At 39.3% G+C, this 17,558-nt stretch carries 11 protein-coding genes and 1 tRNA gene; 7 read left to right on the top strand and 5 right to left on the bottom strand.

All coding sequences use genetic code 11. From position 1 onward, the window contains the following. From hflX to ATS76_RS13840, 5 genes are all read left to right on the top strand, one after another. Nucleotides 1-1,284, top strand: coding sequence for a ribosome rescue GTPase HflX (gene hflX, locus ATS76_RS13860; protein ID WP_006791240.1), 1,284 nt, complete (start codon nucleotides 1-3; stop codon nucleotides 1,282-1,284). 106 nt (nucleotides 1,285-1,390) lie between these two features. Further along, a complete protein-coding gene (hflK, locus tag ATS76_RS13855; protein WP_058552590.1) occupies nucleotides 1,391-2,551 on the top strand; it encodes an FtsH protease activity modulator HflK in 1,161 nt (386 codons plus the stop codon). Between the two features lie 14 nt (nucleotides 2,552-2,565). Further along, on the top strand, nucleotides 2,566-3,444 hold the full coding sequence (hflC, locus tag ATS76_RS13850) for a protease modulator HflC (protein ID WP_058403820.1): 879 nt from the start codon (nucleotides 2,566-2,568) through the stop codon (nucleotides 3,442-3,444). Nucleotides 3,445-3,655: 211 nt separating this feature from the next. Beyond that, a complete protein-coding gene (locus ATS76_RS13845) occupies nucleotides 3,656-4,969 on the top strand; it encodes an adenylosuccinate synthase (RefSeq protein WP_008128387.1) in 1,314 nt (437 codons plus the stop codon). Nucleotides 4,970-5,080: 111 nt separating this feature from the next. Then, nucleotides 5,081-5,719: a tetratricopeptide repeat protein gene (locus ATS76_RS13840; protein WP_058552589.1), complete on the top strand. Its 639-nt coding sequence runs from the start codon at nucleotides 5,081-5,083 to the stop codon at nucleotides 5,717-5,719. Between the two features lie 97 nt (nucleotides 5,720-5,816). On the opposite strand, the gene ATS76_RS13835 is transcribed toward ATS76_RS13840, so the two are convergent. Continuing rightward, nucleotides 5,817-7,664: a cation:proton antiporter gene (locus ATS76_RS13835; protein ID WP_058552588.1), complete on the bottom strand. Its 1,848-nt coding sequence runs from the start codon at nucleotides 7,662-7,664 to the stop codon at nucleotides 5,817-5,819. A gap of 831 nt (nucleotides 7,665-8,495) precedes the next feature. On the opposite strand from ATS76_RS13835, the gene proB reads away from it, so the two are divergent. After that, nucleotides 8,496-9,602: a glutamate 5-kinase gene (proB, locus tag ATS76_RS13830; protein WP_006791232.1), complete on the top strand. Its 1,107-nt coding sequence runs from the start codon at nucleotides 8,496-8,498 to the stop codon at nucleotides 9,600-9,602. Then, entirely contained in the window at nucleotides 9,599-10,846 is a 1,248-nt protein-coding gene (locus tag ATS76_RS13825) for a glutamate-5-semialdehyde dehydrogenase (protein WP_058552587.1), read from the top strand. Before proB ends, ATS76_RS13825 begins: the two co-directional genes overlap by 4 nt. A gap of 61 nt (nucleotides 10,847-10,907) precedes the next feature. Here ATS76_RS13825 and ATS76_RS13820 read toward each other — a convergent pair whose 3' ends face one another. The 4 genes from ATS76_RS13820 to ATS76_RS13805 all read right to left on the bottom strand — a co-directional run bounded on the left by ATS76_RS13820 (nucleotide 10,908) and on the right by ATS76_RS13805 (nucleotide 17,514). Continuing rightward, complete coding sequence (locus tag ATS76_RS13820; protein WP_058552586.1) at nucleotides 10,908-13,115, bottom strand: two-component system response regulator; 2,208 nt, start codon at nucleotides 13,113-13,115, stop codon at nucleotides 10,908-10,910. A gap of 46 nt (nucleotides 13,116-13,161) precedes the next feature. After that, a complete protein-coding gene (locus tag ATS76_RS13815; protein WP_058552585.1) occupies nucleotides 13,162-16,026 on the bottom strand; it encodes an ATP-binding protein in 2,865 nt (954 codons plus the stop codon). Then, nucleotides 16,026-17,288, bottom strand: a complete 1,263-nt coding sequence (locus tag ATS76_RS13810; protein ID WP_058552584.1) for an ABC transporter substrate-binding protein — start codon at nucleotides 17,286-17,288, stop codon at nucleotides 16,026-16,028. The genes ATS76_RS13815 and ATS76_RS13810 overlap by 1 nt, the downstream gene beginning before the upstream one ends. Nucleotides 17,289-17,438: 150 nt before the next feature. Continuing rightward, nucleotides 17,439-17,514 (bottom strand) — tRNA-Ala (locus tag ATS76_RS13805). Between the last annotated feature and the right edge of the window lie 44 nt (nucleotides 17,515-17,558).

Here is a 17,558-nt window from a genome sequence, read left to right as displayed (position 1 = left end):
TTGTTTGACCGCTATGAATCCGGCGAACAGGCAATTTTAGTTCATATCGACTTACCTAAAGAAGGAGATCGTGAAGATCTTCATGAATTAGAGATGTTGGTATCTTCTGCTGGTGTTAGTAGTTTGGCGGTTGTGCAAGGCAGCCGTCAAGCACCACATCCGAAACTATTCGTCGGTACCGGTAAAGCAGAAGAAATAGCTGAGATTGTCAAAATCCACAATGCAGATGTCGTTATTTTTAATCATCAACTCAGACCGTCACAAGAACGCAACTTAGAGCGCGTTTGTCAGTGCCGTGTGCTTGATAGAACGACCCTTATTCTTGATATTTTTGCCCAACGTGCACGTACCCATGAGGGTAAATTGCAGGTTGAATTGGCACAACTTCGTCATATGTCTACTCGGCTGATCCGAGGTTGGACTCACCTTGAGCGTCAAAAGGGTGGTATTGGTTTACGTGGGCCTGGTGAAACTCAATTAGAGACCGATAGGCGTTTATTGCGCGTACGTATTCAAAGTATTCGTGCACGACTACAAAAAGTGGCTGTCCAGCGTGAGCAGGGTAGACGCGCGCGTAATCGTAATGAAATTCCAACGGTATCGTTAGTTGGTTACACCAATGCGGGTAAATCTACATTATTTAATCGTATAACGGACTCTGAGGTATATGCTGCCGACCAGCTTTTCGCGACGCTTGATCCAACACTGCGTAAACTGGAGTTGGGTGATGTTGGTCAAGTGATTTTAGCTGATACCGTGGGCTTTATTCGTCATTTACCTCATGATTTAGTGGCTGCATTTAAAGCTACATTAACCGAAACACGTGAAGCCGATTTACAGCTACATGTAATAGATGCTGCTGATTCGCGAATTAAAGAAAATATTGAGCAAGTGCAATCGGTGCTTAAAGAGATTGAAGCCGATGACGTCCCGCAGCTATTAATTTATAATAAAATTGATGCGCTTGATAATGTTGCTCCGCGTATTGATCGAGATAGTGAAGGCCAACCTATAAGAGTATGGTTGTCTGCACAAACAGGTGAAGGGTGTGAATTACTAAGCGAAGCCATTAGTGAGTTGCTTGCTAAAAAAATGTTTAGTGAAACGCTTTTGCTAACTCCTTTATATGGGCGTTTAAGGGCTTCACTGTTTAGTTTAAATGCGGTGCATGAAGAGCGATTTGATGAACAAGGTAATTGGCTGCTAGATGTTAGGATGCCAATGGTTGAATGGAATCGCTTAATTAAAGAATTTGGCCCTGAAATTGTTGGTTTTATCAACTAAGACTAAAAATTGACGTTTAAATGTCGGTTTTTGTATGAGAAACGCGGTAGATTTGATAGATTTAACACAATTTCCTAATTTATTTAGATAACAATGGAGTATAGCTATGGCCTGGAATGAACCGGGTAATAATGGCAATGACAAAGATCCGTGGAGCAATAAAGGCGGACGTGATCAAGGCCCACCTGATTTAGACGAGGTGTTCCGTAAGTTTAGTAACAAGTTCGGCGGCTTATTTGGCGGTAAAAAATCCGGCAATGGAAGCGGTGGCGGACTTGGCGGAGCCGGTATTTCATTTATCCTCATTATCGCTGCCATTGTGTGGGCGTTAAGTGGTATTTACACGGTTAAAGAAGCCGAACGTGGTGTTGTTTTACAATTTGGTAAGTATGACCGAATTGCTGAACCAGGCCTGCGTTGGAAAATGACATTTATTGAAACGGTTATCCCAGTTGATATTGAAGCTGTTCGCTCATTGTCAGCGTCTGGTTTTATGCTTACTGAAGATGAAAACGTGGTAAGCGTTGAGTTTCAGGTGCAATACCGTGTTATTGACCCATACCTTTACAAGTTTAGCGTAACGAATGCTGATAGCAGTTTAGAAGAAGCGTTAGATAGTGCACTGCGTTATGTTGTTGGTCATGCAAAAATGGACCAAGTTTTAACCAACGGCCGTGAAGTGGTGCGTCAAAATACATGGGATGAGCTTAACAAGGTAATCGAACCATATAATCTTGGTTTAATTGTTACTGATGTTAACTTTAAAGATTCTCGTCCACCGACTGAAGTCAAAGATGCGTTTGATGATGCGATTGCAGCACAAGAAGATGAAGAACGTTTCATCCGTGAAGCAGAAGCATATGCGCGTGAAATTGAACCGCGTGCACGTGGTCAAGTAACACGTATGACGCAAGAAGCTGAAGGTTACCAAGAGCGCATTACATTAGAAGCACAAGGTGAGGTTGCTCGTTTTGAGAAACTATTACCGGAGTATCTAGCGGCTAAAGAAGTAACCCGCGAACGCTTATACATTGATGCAATGGAAGAAGTGTTAGGTAGTAGTTCTAAGGTGTTAGTTGATGTGAAGGGTGGTAATAACATGATGTACTTACCTCTTGATAAAATCATGGAAAAGCAAGGCACAGCAACACGTGTTGCACTACCAAGCTCAAGTGACATTCAAGACTTAAGAAACAAAGTAAATACATCACGTAATAGCACCGTTAATAGCAGCAATGACCGCTTTAACAACGATCGCTTTAACTAAGGGAGATAAGCATAATGAAAAATTTTAGTTTAGTAATATTACTAGTTGCCATTGTGATGTCTTTCTCGTCGGTATTTGTTGTACCTGAAGGGCAAAAAGCAATTGTGCTATTGTTTAGTAAAGTACAAAAAGATAACGATGATCAAGCGGTTGTTTATGGCCCGGGTCTGCATTTGAAAGTCCCATTTTTTAGCCAAGTACGTCGTATTGATGCGCGTATACAAACGCTAGATGGTACGCCGGATCGCTTTGTTACGAGTGAGAAAAAAGACTTAATTGTTGATTCGTTTGTTAAATGGCGCGTTAATGACTTTAGTGCTTTTTACCTGCGTGCCCGTGGCGATAAGCAATATGCTGAAACGCTACTTGAGCAAAAGGTTAATAATGGCCTTCGTACTAACTTTGGTACACGTACAATTCGTGAAATTGTATCGGGTGAGCGAAGTGAGCTTATGGAAGAGGCATTAGTTCAAGCATCTGAGAGTGCTCGCGAGTTAGGTATTGAGGTGCTTGATGTACGTGTTAAGCAAATTAACTTACCTCAAGAAGTAAGTAGTTCAATTTATCAACGTATGCGCGCTGAGCGTACTGCTGTTGCTAAAGAACACCGCTCTGAAGGTCAGGAAAAAGCAGAGACTATTCGTGCAAGCGTTGACCGTCGAGTAACGGTTATGCTTGCAGACGCTGAGCGTAATTCTCGTTCAGTGCGTGGTCAAGGTGATGCAGATGCTGCGGCTATTTATGCAAATGCGTATAACAAAGACCCAGAGTTTTTTAGCTTTGTACGTTCTTTAGAAGCGTATAAGAAAACATTTAAAGGTAAGCAAGATGTTATGGTACTTTCACCAGACAGTGACTTCTTCCAGTATATGAAAGGCGCTAAAGCGCAGTAGACTATATTTTTACTTTTAAAATATAAAGCCTCGCACATGCGGGGCTTTTTGTTAAATACAATCTAGAACTTTAAATCACTGTTATATATGTGGTTATTTACTCATATTTTAATTTAATAATTCTTCGCAGAAAAAATAAGCTGAACAGGGGTGATCTTTACTTGGGTTTTCTGGTAAAATCTCGTCCTAATTTTCTCTAAGTGAATTTACAATGGGTAAAAACGTTGTTGTATTAGGCACCCAATGGGGTGACGAAGGTAAGGGTAAGGTAGTTGACCTCCTTACGGACAAAGCATCTTTAGTAGTTCGTTATCAAGGTGGCCACAATGCAGGTCATACTTTAGTTATCGAAGGTAAAAAGACGGTTCTACACCTTATTCCATCGGGTGTATTACGTGACAATGTTAAATGTGTGATTGGTAATGGTGTTGTTTTATCACCAGAAGCGCTAATGAAAGAAATTGGCATGCTTGAAGAACGTGGCGTACCAGTACGCGAGCGTCTTTTGATAAGTGAAGCATGTCCGCTAATTTTGCCTTTCCATGTAGCATTAGATGTAGCCCGTGAAACTGCTCGTGGCGATAAGCCAATTGGTACAACTGGCCGTGGTATCGGTCCAGCGTACGAAGATAAAGTAGCACGTCGTGGTTTACGCGTAGGCGACTTATTTAATCCAGAATTATTTGCAGCTAAACTAAAAGAAGTACTTGAATACCATAACTTCACATTAGTTAATTACTACAAAGTAGATGCTGTCGATTTCCAAAAAACGTTTGATGATGCAATGGCTGTTGCAGATATCTTAAAAGCAATGGTTGTTGATGTAACTGAGCTTTTAGACCAAACACGTTTAGCAGGTGAGCACATTTTATTTGAAGGTGCGCAAGGTACATTACTTGATATTGATCATGGTACTTACCCTTACGTAACATCTTCAAACACGACAGCTGGTGGCGTTGCTACTGGTGCTGGTTTTGGTCCATTAAACCTTGATTATGTGTTAGGTATTATTAAAGCATACACAACACGTGTTGGTTCAGGTCCTTTCCCTACAGAGCTATACGATGGTCTTGATAAGCAAGATCCGGTTGGTAAGCACTTAGGTGATAAAGGCCATGAGTTTGGCGCAACAACAGGTCGACTTCGCCGTACTGGTTGGTTAGATGCTGTAGCAATGCGTCGTGCGGTTCAAATCAATAGTATTTCGGGTTTTTGTTTAACTAAGCTTGATGTTTTAGATGGCTTAGAAACACTTAAAATCTGTACTGGCTACCAGCTTGAAGATGGTACGGTTACAAACGTAACACCATTAGCTGCTGAAGGTTACGAGAAAGTAACACCAGTATATGAAGAAATGCCAGGTTGGTCTGAGAATACCGTAGGTGTAACTTCACTTGAAGGCTTACCAAAAGCTGCAATTGATTACATCAAACGTATTGAAGAAATCACAGGTGTTCCAATTGATATTATTTCTACCGGTCCAGATCGTGTAGAAACTATGGTACTTCGCAACCCATTTGCGTAATAACCTAAAATGTAAAAAAAGCTGCTTAATGCAGCTTTTTTTGTATCTAAAATTCACCTTGGAACGATCTTTGTATATTATTTGGTAAGATTATTTTTGCACGTGGTGAATATGCGTCTATTTTTAAGAAATTCAGTATTAGCTGTATCGTTAGTGCCAATATCTTTATTTATATCTTCCAATACGTTAGCGGATGAATCGCCTGCCGCAGTGCCGTTATACACTGAATCAGAGCTTATTGCGCTTATAAATAAAAATGCACATTTGCAGCGAGTAAAGGCAGATGATTGCCAGCTAGTTCAAGATATTGAAGCGCGAGCCAATAAAATGGCATTGCCTTCGTATCAGTTTTTATATGGCGACATGCTTGCTTATAACGTGTGTGTTGAGCGAAACGTAGAGCTAGGTGTGTATTATATGAGAAAGTCTGCTGAGCAAGGTTTAGCGGCAGCGCTTGAGCAGTTAGGTCGCTATTACGATACTGGAAGGTTAGTACAGCAAGATAAAGCAATGGCAATTACCTATTTACGCGAGGCTTCAGCGCAAGGTAATTTAAAAGCGCAGCTGCGATTAGTGAAGTTGTTTAATGATGGCTATGGTAGTCCACGCGATTTTGAAGATGCGTACCGCTGGTTATTTAATTCTATGGTGGCAGATAAAGCAACGCATAAGAAAATTGAAAGCGCCCTAACGAAGCTGGCGCAAAAAATGCCAAATAGTGTCGTAGAGCGTGCACGGTTACCTATGTAATAGCAATCTGCAGTAAACCTTAATTAAGCGTTACTGTAAATCTAACAAAACAAAAGCCCTAACATAATTAGGGCTTTTTTTGTGGACATTACTTTATTTAACTTTGTTCTTTGTCTTTAGGCTGTGGATCTTTTAACAACGACATTTTAGGTGGTTGCAACGCAACAATTCGCTCACCTTCTTGTGGTGGTTTTTCCATATTAATTGTAAATGGTGTTACTTTAGCTGGTGTATCGTCATCGCTGTCTTTATCCCCTTTAAGAATAAACAAAGGGATGGCCTCAGGGTTCATTTCTTGGTATTGCTCCCAACTAAACTCATCTGAAATACGTGTAGCACTTACTTTTCCGCCTTTAGCAATCACGCTGCTTAAACGAGCATATGAGCCTTCATCACCAAATAAAATTTGACGCGATAAAAAAGTTGCACTGTCTTTGTTGGCTTTAGCATGTGTTGTCGATGAGCGTAGCGAAAACACGTTTTTTTCATTGAGTAAATGAGAAAAGTATTGCACACCTAACGCATTATGGTGACGGTTTGGTGAAAGCGCTAAAACACTTCGAATAGTGGTGAGCGGTAAGTACCGTTCAGCGTGCTCTGATTGTGGGTTACCGTAGTAGCAAGGTAGGCCATCCATACGCGCCATTTTGCAGTTCTCCCAGGCTGGGTCTGAAAGGTGTACAGGAATATTTTGCTCTTTCAAACCACGTCCTATTGCACGTGACACATGGTTAGCCCCAATGATTAATATAGTATTAGGCGATGGTTGGCGCACACCGAGTAGCTTAGCCACAGGTATAGCCGTTAGGCTTTGTAGTACCACAGTGATAATAATAACGGTAAATATAAGCGGGACTATTTTTTCTGCATCGGCCACACCTGCTTCCATCATACTCAGCGCAAACACCGAGCCAACTGCTGCGGCTACAATACCCCTTGGTGCAATCCAGGCGAGCACTAAGCGAGATTTAATTGGCAGGTCTGTACCAAACGTTGAGATAGCAATACATAAAGGGCGTGCTACGAATAACACAATTGCTAAAAATATAAATACATCACTGTCTAACATCATTAAATCGGAAAGCTGTAGACGGGCTGCGAGTAAGATAAACAATGTTGAGATAAGTATCATCGACAAGTCTTCTTTAAACTCTAAAACAGAATCTATTTCTAAGTCGTCTTGATTAGCAAGCCAAATGCCAAACACAGTAACTGCCAGTAAACCTGACTCGTGGCTTAAGTAATTTGACACAGAAAAACTGATTAATACCAGCGCTAAAATACCAAATTTATGTAATTCAAACGGTAGCCACTCACGGCGCATTAATTGGGTTGTCACCCAGCCAGCTACAACACCTATTGTTAAGCCAACACCCACTGTTTTAACTAAGGCGATAACAGTATGGCTTAATACTTCTCCTTGCCCAACAAGCATGACAGCTTCAAAAACCAGTACAGCAAATAATGCTCCGATTGGGTCAATAACAATTCCTTCCCAGCGTAAAATGCGGTCTATGTCTTGAGTAGGGCGCATGGAATTTAATAACGGTGCTATTACTGTAGGGCCCGTTACAACCAAAACAGCGCCGAGCACCGCAGCAACTCGCCAATTGAGCTCAAGTAACCAATAAGCACTTAAACTAATAACAACACAGGTTGCAATCATACCAATGGAGCAAAGGTTTCTGACTACTTTACCAATCCCTTTTAGCTCTCTAAAGTGAAGAGTAAGAGCACCTTCAAATAAAATAACAGCAACACTCAATGACACAACTGGAAAAAGTAAGTCGCCTAAAAGTGCGTCAGGGTCTAAAACACCACTAAATGGCCCAAGTAACAGGCCAGTGAGCAATAAAAAAAGAATAGCGGGTACTCTAAATGCCCAGGCTACCCATTGGGCAAGCACAGAGCAAAGTGCGATACCGGCTATGTAAATTGCTGACATAGATTAAGAATTCCTTATTATGATTTTATTTAAAGTATAACGTTATTAATTGTTATTAAAGGGGTATACACGGGAAAATCAACTATTGCTAATTAATTTTAGCCGTTTATAAAATATTAGTACGTATTAATTATGGTTAGCGTATCTAAATATTTTATAAATTATCAATAATCGTTTCTATCTCATTGGTTTAAAATTGAAAATCTCTAATTTTAAATGTTTTATAATGTGGTCGTTTGAATTTTAGCCTTGATCTTACCCTCTTATTTAGCGTATTATACTTCGAGTTCGAATGATTAGGTATCTAATTAAATTGTTTAGAAAATAAATTCACCGTTAATATTACGGTCATATTTACTAGGTATAATCGTTATTTAGAAGCTAGTTTAGTATTAGAACATCAAAAATATAATTTATTCGATTACTTGATACGGTTTATCTCAGCTATATAAAGTTTGAGTTGAATTGATATCTTTCAATGTTTAATCCCCATCGTGGCGGTTAAATCTCGGTCCTATAGTCTTCACCCTATCTGTTGGTGTACCAGACTTTAGAGGCTCTATGTATGTTGTTAATAGAAAAGCCACCAAGGCTTTTTACAGCGATGCATAAACAACACTTTTTAAACTTTCTTATAGGCACTACTTTCATAGCAAGGTATCTGCTTTTTTATATCTGAGCTTAAATTTAAAACATTACTTTTAGATTTCGGCTTTCTTGTGTGCGTTTAAAAGTGTTGCCAAAAACACAAATTCGAAGCTGCATTTACGGGTAGCTATTTAGTTTAGCTCATTAACACTGAGCACAGATAAAATGGAAAGTAGAAGACTTATGCAAAAGTTAAATTGGCGACGCATTGTATTAAAAGTAGGTAGTGCACTAATTGCACCAGATCAAGATGGTTGTCGTTCTCGTTACATACTTACTATCGCACAGTTTATTGTTCGTTGTCGTGCTCGCGGCATTGAAGTAATTTTAGTTTCATCAGGTTCGGTTGCAGCGGGCTCGCATCTATTTCCATCAGACCAACCTCGTTCAGTTGTATTAAAAAAAGCAATGGCCGCTGCTGGTCAAACTGAAATGATTGCTATGTGGGACCGCTTTTTTGATTTTCCATCTGCTCAGCTTTTGCTAACTCATGGTGATTTGCGCGACCGAGAGCGTTACCAAAGTATTCGTGAAACCGTTTTTACATTATTAGAGCATGGTGTTTTGCCCATCATAAACGAAAATGATGCGGTAACTACCGATGATCTAAAGGTAGGTGACAACGATAATTTATCAGCAATGGTTGCAGCAGCCGCGGATGCAGACGCTTTACTGATTTTTTCAGACGTAGATGGTTTATACGATAAAAACCCAAATCTTCATGACGACGCTGTCTTATTACCTGAAATAAAATCAATTGATGATTCAATCTACGCCATGGCAGGATGTGCTACTAGCGCGGTAGGCACTGGCGGTATGAAAACTAAAATAGAAGCGGCAGAAAAAGCAACATCACACGGAATTGCAACGTATATAATTAACGGTTTTAAAGAAGAGACATTTAATCGATTATTAGAGGGTGACAACCCAGGCACGATATTTTTACCATACGAAAAACCAATGCAAGATTCGGTGCATTGGATGACACACACTGCGAATGAACAAGGTGAGGTTGTGGTAGATGGAACATTTGATGAATCAATCGAAGGTGAAACAGGCATAATTCGCGGCGATGAAATTGTTGAAGTGCATGGTGAGTTTGCAATTGGCGACACCATATTGGTTAGAAGTGAAGACGGTACGCGCTTGGCCAAAGCGACTGCAAATTACAGTAGTTGTTTGTTGAATTTTATTGCAGACAACGAACAAAGTGAATTTAGTGAAAAAATGCAGGACTCTATCGGTCCTGTTATTTCAGAAAAAGATATCGCATTATTGGAGAAGTCATGAGTTTAATTACGGATATTTCGCGTCAGGCAGCTAAAGCTGCAAACACACTTGCTTTACTCGACACCGAGACAAAAAACCAAGTATTAATAGAAATGGCTGCGGCATTAAGAGAGCAAAAAGCATTTATAATTCAAGAAAATGAAAGTGATTTAAGCGCTGCGCGCGACAACAATTTACCTGCGGCAATGGTTGATCGTTTAACACTGAACGATGAACGCATAGAGTCGATGGCTGAAGGCATCGAAGTAATAGTGAGCCTTGATGATCCAGTGGGTCAGCTTCGTGAAATCACCGAACGACCTAATGGCATAAAAATTCGTAAAATGCGTGTGCCACTTGGTGTTGTTTGTATGATTTATGAAGCACGTCCTAATGTGACAGCAGATGCTGGTGCATTGTGCTTTAAATCAGGTAATGGGGTCATTTTACGCGGTGGTAAAGAGGCGCTTAAAAGCTCACAAGCGATTGCCAGTGTGATGCACAGTGTACTTGAAAAGCACAACCTACCAGTTTCATTAATCTCAGTTATTCCAGATCCCGATCGTGCGCTTCTTATGGAGTTGATGCAGCAACGCGAGAGTATTGACTTAATCATTCCTCGCGGCGGTGAAGGTTTGATTAACTTTGTTACCGAAAACAGTACTATTCCTGTTATTCAGCATTACAAGGGCGTTTGTCACTTGTATGTCGATAAAGATGCTGATCTAGAGGTTGCGATTAATTTATTACTTAACGGTAAAACACAACGAACGGGTGTATGTAATGCACTTGAAGGCTTGGTTGTACACGAAGATATCGCCGATGAATTCTTAAACCTGTGTGCTGTAGTGCTTCGTCAGGAAGGTGTAAAGATCAACGCAGATAGTTTTGCGGCTAAATACTTTGATAATGCAACGGTGTTGGCTGACAATGAATTCGGTGAAGAATACCTTGATTTAGAGATTGCGATACGCGTAGTGCCTACATTTTCAGCCGCGGTTGAGCACATTGCGCAATTTGGCTCAAATCATACAGAAGTTATTTGTACTAAGAACCAAGCCGCAGCTGAGTTGTTTCAGCGCAGCGTAGATGCGTCAGTCGTAATGGTAAATGCATCATCTCGTTTTTCTGATGGTTCGCAGTTAGGATTAGGCGCAGAAATTGGCATTGCAACGTCTAAGCTTCATGCGTACGGTCCTATGGGACTTGAATCACTTACTACAGAAAAGTATTTAGTGAATGGCGAAGGTCAAGTTCGCGAATAAATTTTATATTAATTTAGCAAAAAGCCGAGCATAGCTCGGCTTTTTATTTTAATCGCAAAAATCATTTTAATTTAGCTAGCCAATCGTTTACTGGCTCAGGTTTATGCAAATGATAACCCTGTAGTATCACCTCCGGATATTCCTGCAGTAAATCGAAGTGCGATTGGTTTTCGACACCCTCTGCAACAACGTCTAATTCAAATAAACGTCCCAAACTCACGATCATATCTATTATTAGTTTGTCATTTTTATTTGTTGGCGCTTCGAGCACAAAAGAACGGTCTATTTTAAGCTCTTGAATTGGTAATTGCTTTAAATATGTGAGGCTTGAATAGCCAGTTCCAAAATCATCAATTGATACTTTTACACCCAATTTTTTGAGGTTATGCACAGCTTCAATAGCAGAGTCCATATTATTTAGTAGCGTACCTTCAATAATCTCTATAGTGAGTTGCGACGCAATAACATTATTAATTGTTAGCTGTTCAACTAAAAAGGCTAAAAAGCGTGGCTCATGGAAATGTCGACCACTTATGTTTATTGATAAACTTAAGTGAGGGTGCGTTTGATTAATCTTAGCTAATGTTTTTAAGGCATTTTCACATACCCAGCAATCTAAGTCATAAATAACGTCAGACTCTTCAGCAATAGAAATAAACTCACTGGGGCTAATAAAGCCTTTCGTTGTGTGTTTCCAACGAAGTAAAACCTCAGCTCCTTTTAAAATTTGATTACTATCATATTGGGACTGTAAATGAAGTGATAACTCGTTATAAGCGATTGCTTTACGTAGGTCTTGCTCAATTTCGAAACGTCTTTTTGCTTGTTCACCAAATGAGGTGTCAAAAAATGTAACTCGGTTACCCCCTTTCTCTTTTGCTTTATAGCAGGCAGCTTCACAGTTTCTGATAGTCTCAATAGCGCTTTCCCATTGCCCATGTTGCGGGAATATATACATACCAATACTTACTGTTAGGCTAACCTCTTGCAAATCAACAAAAAAAGGTAGTCTTACGGATGTAAGAATTTCTTGTGCTTTTTTCTCTGCAATAATTTGAGCCCTTGCTCTGCCAATGCCTTTATCTAGGACTGACAACGTTGCAAAGGCATCGCTTCCCAAGCGGGCAATAATATCACTATTATCAGTATTTTCATGGATACGCTTCGTTAGTTCTTTTAGGACATGGTCACCGGCTAGCAGGCCCATTCCATCATTAAACGAGTGAAACCCATCTACATCGATAATAAAAATATAGGCAAAATTTTTGTCAGTGGAACAGTTTTGTAATTGCTGCTCTAACTGCTTTAAGAAGCTGTTACGGTTAGGTAGGGCGGTTAATTCGTCATGCCAAGTTAAGTAATCTATTCGCTCCTGAGTCACTTTTAGGCTTGATATATCGCTAAACACACCGATGTAGTGATCGTTGGTATCGTGTTCATTTTTTACAAGGCTTAACGTTAGCAGCTCAGGATATAACTCACCACTTTTGCGTCGGGTAACTAACTCACCACTCCAGTAGCCGGCTTCACTTGCGTGTTGCCATACTTGTTCAAAGTTTATATTTGGCTGATTATTTTGTTTGATATCGTGAATATGCATATTTAACGAATCAGCTTCATCGTAACCCGTGATGCGGCAAAATGAAGGGTTAACCGCGATTATTTTGCCTGCACTGTTGGTTATCACAACACCGTCAGCTGTACTCGTTAGTGCATGAAAAAAGAGTTGATGTTTAGATGATAGTTGTTTTAATTCTTTTTCTCTAACATCGAGCTCCATCGCTAAAGATTCTATTTCAAGCAGCTTGTCATGTAGGTCAAAGTTTTTCTCTATTAATCGGTCTAGCATACCTTGTGCTGTGATGTGCGTTCGGATACGAGCCCTAACTAATGCTAATTTATAAGGCTTGTGAATATAGTCTATGGCCCCCATAGCAAAGCCTTTTTCTTCTGACTCTTCTTCTGTCAGTGCGGTAACAAATATAATGGGGATCCCTTTAGTGCTTGGTTTGCCCTTTAAAATATTACATACTTCATAACCATTCATTCCCGGCATCATTATGTCGAGTAAAATTAAATCTGGGCGGGTAGACTCTATAAAGGTTAGTGCCTGCTCCCCACCTGTCGATATTCGAACATCGTAGTCGGTTGAAAGCCCTTCTACCAAAATATGTAAGTTACTTGGTTCGTCATCAACAATTAGAATTAAAGGCTTTTGTCGCTGCGCTTTTTGTTCACTTTTATTTGTGGTGGAATAAGTTAAATGCACTATTAATCCTTTTTACATAGTATTTAAGTTCTGGATCACTCAATCATTAATGCTTTGTGTCTGCTTTATATCTTTCAATAATCGAAATTACAGACGGATAGTCGAAATTATTAATCGCTTCTATTAGTTTTGATAAGCCGTGTTCAGTATCATAACTATTTGCTTCTAAATGCCTTTTTAGGTCGCTTGGAATAGGACGAGACGCTAATGCTAGTGAGTGAATCTCATTTATCACTACCAGCTCATCTTCGAGATTGTGTCGTTTCGGCTCTATTTTTTCCAAATTGAGTGTCGCTAATAATTCTTTAATAGAAAAAAGCGTTGCTGCCAAATTTTCTTTTAATAAATCTATATTAAGCGAGTTTTCCTCAAGTAGTGCTTTTTCAGTCTCTAATGCACATTTTTGCAGCTTTTCTAGCCCTAATGTACCCGCTAACCCCTTCAGTGTATGCACCGTTCGCTTTAAAGTAGCAACATCATTATTGTTTATTAATAAATCAGCCTTCGCTGAAAAGTTATTATTACCATCTATAAACCGAGTAAGCAATGTCATGAGTAAGGTTTCATTGTTATCAACGTTTTGCTTTGCTTTTACTAAATTTATTGTTTGCAAATTATCTCTACTTTTTAGGTGTTTATCTAAGCTTTCGTAAAGCGCGTCAAATACAATGGGTTTAACCAAAAAGTCATCCATACCTGCATCAGCGGCTGCTTTTTTATCTCTGGGCTCTACAGCAGCACTTAAAGCAATAATAGGCATATTGTAACCTTTAGCTCTTAGTTGTTTAGTGGCTTCAAGGCCGTCCATATGGGGCATTTGTATATCCATAAATACAATGTCAAAGTGTTGAGCTGATACTTTATCTATAGCGTCTAGCCCATCGTTTGCAATTGTTGTATTAAGGTCAAATTTACCTAGCATTGCAGAGGTTATTTCTTGGTTAAGTTTGTTATCGTCCACAACAAGTGCTTTAAAATCAGTTAGTTTTGGCATGACTACCTTTGCAGGTAAAGGGTTATTTTTGCCAGCAGTGTTATTAATTAATTGCTGTTCTGCAATGGTGAATGGAAGAGTAAATAAAAACTCACTTCCTTTTCCAAGTTCGCTTTTTACTTGTATGTCACCACCTAATAATTTGGTTAGCTGTTTGCTAATCGTTAGGCCAAGCCCTGTGCCTCCGTACTTTCTTGTTGTACTTGAGTCGCCTTGAGCAAATGATTCAAACACCCTATCAGATTGGGCTTGCGTCATACCAATTCCGGTATCACTAATGCTAAAGCGCAACTGTACTTTGTTTTCTTTTTGAAAAATGACTTCTATGGTTAATGACACCTCACCCTTATCGGTAAACTTAATGGCATTACCAATGCAATTATTAATTATTTGATTTAGCTGTATAGGATCGCCCAACAGAGTCAAGTGTCTGTCGGCATGCACAACACAATTTAGAGCTAGTCCTTTTTGTTGTGCATTAATCGAAAATAAATCTTCAACGTTAGATACGATCGTATCGAGTGTAAAAGGAATTTTCTCAAGTTTGACGTTATCAGAATCGAGTTTTGAAAAGTCTAAAATATTGTTTAAAACTTGCAGCAGGCTTTGCGCACTAGAAAATGCTTTTTTAGCATATTGTTCCTGCTTTGCTGGCATATCGCTTGTTTGTAGCAGCTGAAGCATGCCCAATATTCCGTTCATAGGAGTGCGAAGTTCATGGCTCATATTGGCTACAAAATCTATTTTTGTTTTATTGGCTCTGTTTGTTTCTTCTATTGCACGTGTAAGGTCTGTATTCATTGCTGCCATTTTTACATTTAAAGCGCGTGTTTCATCAAGTAATTGCTTCGTTTCCTCACTTTTTAAATAAAGCGTATTTGCTGCTTTTAGCACAGATGCAATTTCGGTTAGCTTTGCATGCTTATTTTTTAGTTTAATCGGCTCACCTTCATTCATACTATTAAGTAACAGGGTAAGCTGTGAAATAGGCTTGATAACAAAGGTAAAAATAAAATAACAAAGGAGTAAAAGGATAATTAAAATTAAAAAGGTAAACAGGCTGCTTTGCTTAGTTTTTTTTGTTAATTCGTTATTAAACTGTAATTTAGCCAAGTTTAGCTTTTCTTCTTCAGCGCTTTTAATTTTATTAGTTAGGTATAAAAGTTCGTTTTCGATCCCTGTAAGCACTACATTTACAGAGTACGTATAACTGCGAGTTAGAAGTATTAGTTGGTTATGTGTTTTTTTTAAATTAATTGTTTTATCAAGCAAGGAGTCATTAATAGCTGACATACGGTTAATTTTTGTGTGCAAAAACTCTAGATTTTGCTTCACATTTTGAGCTTCATCAAAATTAGGTTTATAAAGGTAGCTGACAGCTGCATGCTTTAGGTTACTAATTGTTAGTAAAATATCATTGTAGAGAATTTTTTTATCTTCATTTGATAGTGACTCAAGTGCCATTACCTTTTTTTGTAGCTCTTCAATGGGCTGTTTAAATCCAGATGAGTATATTTGCTCGCGCTTTTGTCTGTTAATAACTACCTTTTCAAATGTTGTTTCATAGTTTTTTAGGTGCTCGCTGAGGCGGGTAAGCATATTTTTATATTCAGGGGTTTTGTCTAGCGTGTTTAATGTTAATTGCCCTAAATGAATATTTGCTTGTCCTAAATATGTTTTAAACTTTGCAATATTATTTTTATTAGCGTCATCAATAAATGAAACTGCATGACTTTGTATGGCGATGACATCTCTTTCCAGCTTCACGACAGCTTCACTTTTACTGATAGCATTGTTTTGAATGTTTTGCAGGCTGGTTAACGACTCTTGCAAGTGGTTAAATAAATAACTTTGTAAAAGAAGCAGTCCAGCTAGTACCGCTAAGGTCGCAATTATTTTTGATTTAATAGAACGCATTAGCGACTTATTAACTCATACCACTTTTGTAAACTGTAGTCGTAGGTTGGCATAACGGTATTCCATACTGCAACGTTACTGAAGCGTTTAGTATAGCTTCCACCATTTCTTTGCTCGCCTTTTCTTACAGCAATATTGCCATTTGTTTCGAGTAAATCAGTGTTTGCGGTTTTGCCGTCATACCAATAGTCCCATTCATCCTGTGAAAGTAGTGGTTTAGAGCGTTGTGGGTTACTTATGTAATAACCTTGACGAGCAATAAAAGCACCGGGCCAGCCAGATAACCACCAATTCATATAATCATAAGATGCGCCCTTTACACTATCATGGGTTTGTGACGACAAGCACATTACACCATGCCAGCCTCTGTAGCCTTCTTTAGGTGCTGCAAAGCGCACATTTATGCCTTGGCCATTTAGCGCAGATACCGCAGGAGAAAACATACTTTCAATATGAACGCGTTCATCTTTCATATACTGAACAGATTCAGGCACTGAGTTCCAATAACCGCTAAAGTGGCCTTGGCGTTTGAGCTCAAGTAGTACCTTAAATAAGTTATCCAATTCAATACGAGTCATTGCCCCTATATTGTTAATTTTCACAAGCCCTTTAGCTTTAGCAGCAAGCGCTAAGTCAAATAAACCAATGGTAGGCGCATTTACAATACCTACTTTTCCTCTGTGTTGCTCATCCAGTAACCATCCCCAACTTTCAGTTTCATAGGCAATTCCGGGTTTAATAAATTTAGTGTTATAACCAAAGGAGTCTACGTTGTGAACGTAGGGTAAAAAGCTTATTAAGTCGCTTTCTTGCTCACTGAGCGTGCCATCGGGTTGTACATTTAATATTTTAAAGGGAGCGTCGCCGGCGCCAATATTGGCGTTTTCTGACAGCTTACCTGTTTTTGTGAGGCTATTTATTTCGTTAAAATAGGTAAGGCGTTTTTTTTCTATGGGCTGTATAGAGCCTGCGTTCCACAATACATTAATACTGTTTGACCACTGTTCGTATAAATCAAATGAACTAGGGTCCATTGATGCTCTTTGTAAAACTGCGGCACTGCCAGCGGGCGTAAATTCAATATTAATGCCTAAATCACTCATGGCTTGCTTACGAATCGCATCTTGTAACGTTACATGCGTCCCTAGCACTCTTATAGTTGTTTTATTACGAGCAAATACATAAGGAGCGTGCGTTATTGCTCCTGCAGTTAAGCCTATAGCTGCAAGTTTTTTGAGTGTTGAGCGTTTTGGAGAGTCCATGATTAACCTAAGGCATTAATAGATATACAAGTATGTATAGCTAATAATTGATAAACACTCAAGCTAATAGAGATAGATAAAAAACAAAATAAAATTAATGAATTAGGGTATTTCGAAGTAAAGATTATATCTAAGAAAAGAGTAGGAAAGTGGTGGAGCTAAGCAGGATCGAACTGCTGACCTCCTGCGTGCAAGGCAGGCGCTCTCCCAGCTGAGCTATAGCCCCACATTCCTAGTTTATGTAAAACATAAACGCTTGGCTGCTGAGTT

The organism is Pseudoalteromonas sp. 10-33, from assembly GCF_001469195.1.
Classification (GTDB): domain Bacteria; phylum Pseudomonadota; class Gammaproteobacteria; order Enterobacterales; family Alteromonadaceae; genus Pseudoalteromonas.
Note: the sequence above shows the minus strand (reverse complement) of the source record. Positions and strands in the feature narration are given on the sequence as shown.

Excerpts from the sequence above, each read along its gene's own strand:
- hflK (WP_058552590.1), top strand. The coding sequence starts at position 1,391 with ATGGCCTGGAATGAACCGGGTAATAATGGCAATGACAAAGATCCGTGG.
- hflC (WP_058403820.1), top strand. The coding sequence starts at position 2,566 with ATGAAAAATTTTAGTTTAGTAATATTACTAGTTGCCATTGTGATGTCT.
- ATS76_RS13845 (WP_008128387.1), top strand. The coding sequence starts at position 3,656 with ATGGGTAAAAACGTTGTTGTATTAGGCACCCAATGGGGTGACGAAGGT.
- ATS76_RS13840 (WP_058552589.1), top strand. The coding sequence starts at position 5,081 with ATGCGTCTATTTTTAAGAAATTCAGTATTAGCTGTATCGTTAGTGCCA.
- ATS76_RS13835 (WP_058552588.1), bottom strand. The coding sequence starts at position 7,664 with ATGTCAGCAATTTACATAGCCGGTATCGCACTTTGCTCTGTGCTTGCC.
- proB (WP_006791232.1), top strand. The coding sequence starts at position 8,496 with ATGCAAAAGTTAAATTGGCGACGCATTGTATTAAAAGTAGGTAGTGCA.
- ATS76_RS13825 (WP_058552587.1), top strand. The coding sequence starts at position 9,599 with ATGAGTTTAATTACGGATATTTCGCGTCAGGCAGCTAAAGCTGCAAAC.
- ATS76_RS13815 (WP_058552585.1), bottom strand. The coding sequence starts at position 16,026 with ATGCGTTCTATTAAATCAAAAATAATTGCGACCTTAGCGGTACTAGCT.
- ATS76_RS13810 (WP_058552584.1), bottom strand. The coding sequence starts at position 17,288 with ATGGACTCTCCAAAACGCTCAACACTCAAAAAACTTGCAGCTATAGGC.